The 1,827-nt window shown below is 50.8% G+C and carries 3 protein-coding genes; all 3 read right to left on the bottom strand.

Annotation, left to right across the window (positions count from 1 at the left end; all coding sequences use genetic code 11):
* A partial coding sequence (locus QCH34_RS11860; RefSeq protein WP_300334445.1) for an AAA family ATPase occupies nucleotides 1-155 on the bottom strand: 155 nt, incomplete at its 3' end.
* A gap of 8 nt (nucleotides 156-163) precedes the next feature.
* The gene (gene secY / locus QCH34_RS11855; protein WP_300334443.1) at nucleotides 164-1,597 is read right to left on the bottom strand and encodes a preprotein translocase subunit SecY; all 1,434 of its coding nucleotides are present in this window, start codon (nucleotides 1,595-1,597) and stop codon (nucleotides 164-166) included.
* A 16-nt stretch (nucleotides 1,598-1,613) separates the two neighbouring features.
* The coding region (locus tag QCH34_RS11850) for an uL15m family ribosomal protein (protein WP_300334442.1) at nucleotides 1,614-1,827 on the bottom strand (214 nt) is incomplete at its 5' end.

Genomic DNA, 1,827 nt, shown 5'->3' with positions numbered 1-1,827 from the left:
AGCCCCTCGGACTGCGCGACCTCGAACATAAAGGAACCAAAATTAATATTCTGGTAGGAGATCCCTTCTGCTGCGAGGGCCTCCATTGCCTGATTAATGACTGTTGTCTTCCCGACACCGGGAACCCCGGTGATGATAATCTTCTTTCCTGCCATGATCTTTTTCACTCCTTTCCAAAGAACGGCCTCATGAACGGATACATCTCCATGATCTGTTCGCTTGCAATCTGCTCGTACATACGATAGACGATACTCACCGCAAGCAGAAGACCGGTTCCTCCAACGGCACCGATGACACCGAAGAGGTTTGCGGCAACCGAAAGGACACCGACAAAGACACCGCCGATGACCGTCACACGCGGAATGTACCGGTCAAGGTACCGCTCAAGCACCTGGGGATTACGGCGGTATCCGGGGATATGCATACCACTGTTCTGGATCTGCCGTGCAACATGGCTTGAGTCAAGCCCTGCCGTCTTCACCCAGAAGAGGGCAAAGATTGCACCGCCGACAACCATGATTGTTACATCTATGCCAAGGCGTACTATAACTTCCCATGGCGCATGGCCGAGATCGCTCATCCACCACATCCAGTCCTGGGGACTGTTGATCGGTGCAAGGAAGTACATGATGCCATCAACTGGCTGTGTCCCGTCAAAGCGCCCGAATATCGTAATCCCCATGCTTGAGAGGAACATCCCAAACATCTGGACATTCGCCTGAAGGACACGGACAAGGATCATCGGGAGCACACTAGCGTAAATGAGCTTGACAGGGAATTTTGCTCTCGAACCCCTGACATTTGCATGGGCAAGGGGGATCTCAATCCGGGTTGACTCAACATAGACGATCACCAGGAAGATGATCACCGTTGTGAGCAGTGCGATGATATCGGGTGTAAAGTACTGAAGGAAATTCCCTCCTTCAAATATGATCGCAAAGAGACGCGGGAAGAAACCTACCGGGTAGGGATCCGTCACAGGAGTCCAGTTAAAGAACCCGTTAATAATACCCTGGGATACACTTGCAACGATGAAGAGACCAACACCTGATCCGATACCCCATTTCGTCACAACCTCATCCATGAAGAAGATCAGAACACCCCCAATGCAGATCTGCAGGAAGATCAGGAATGAAACTGCCGATAAACTGCCTCCAAAGAATGCGGCTGCAATAGCTGGATCGGGCTGGAGAAAACCACCAACAAGGTTGGGTGCTGCCTGCAGGACGATCATCACAAGGATGAGAACCTTCTGGAGCCCCATGTACATAACCTGCCCACGGACATCGGACGTATCGAGGGGGATCAAATCTGCGCCTTTCAGAAGCTGAAGGACAATAGATGCCGTCACAATCGGACCAATACCCACATGAAGAATAGATCCGCTCTCACCTGCAAGAAGTGCACGATAGAACTGGAAAATATCCACAGAATCGGGTGCAAGTCCAAAGACAGGAATGTTTGTCAGAACAAAATACAGAAGCAGAATAGCAAGTGTCCATATTAACTTATTTTTAAAATGGACATGCCCTTCCGGTGCCCTCACCGCAGGCATCCTTGCCAGCAGAGGCTCCATTCGATCCAGCAGTTCTCCCATAGGTCACCAAAAAAAATTAAAGGGCCAATGCCTGGCCACCGAGCTCTTCGATCTTTGCCTTCGCACGCTCAGAGAATTCCAAAGCCGTAATATTCATCTTATGATGAACCCGGCCTCCTCCAAGGATCTTCTCAATGCCGAGATTGGCTGCATCAAGGGTGACGCATCCATTCTCCTCGCGGGCAATGCCCTGCACAACCAGCATGGGAATCATCTGATCGATCTCACCG

This window comes from Methanocalculus sp. (genome assembly GCF_029762515.1).
Lineage (GTDB): Archaea > Halobacteriota > Methanomicrobia > Methanomicrobiales > Methanocorpusculaceae > Methanocalculus.
This window is presented reverse-complemented; position numbering and strand designations above follow the sequence as displayed.

Bases quoted from the DNA above. Each gene is read 5' to 3' on its own strand.
- secY (WP_300334443.1), bottom strand. From the start codon at position 1,597: ATGGGAGAACTGCTGGATCGAATGGAGCCTCTGCTGGCAAGGATGCCT.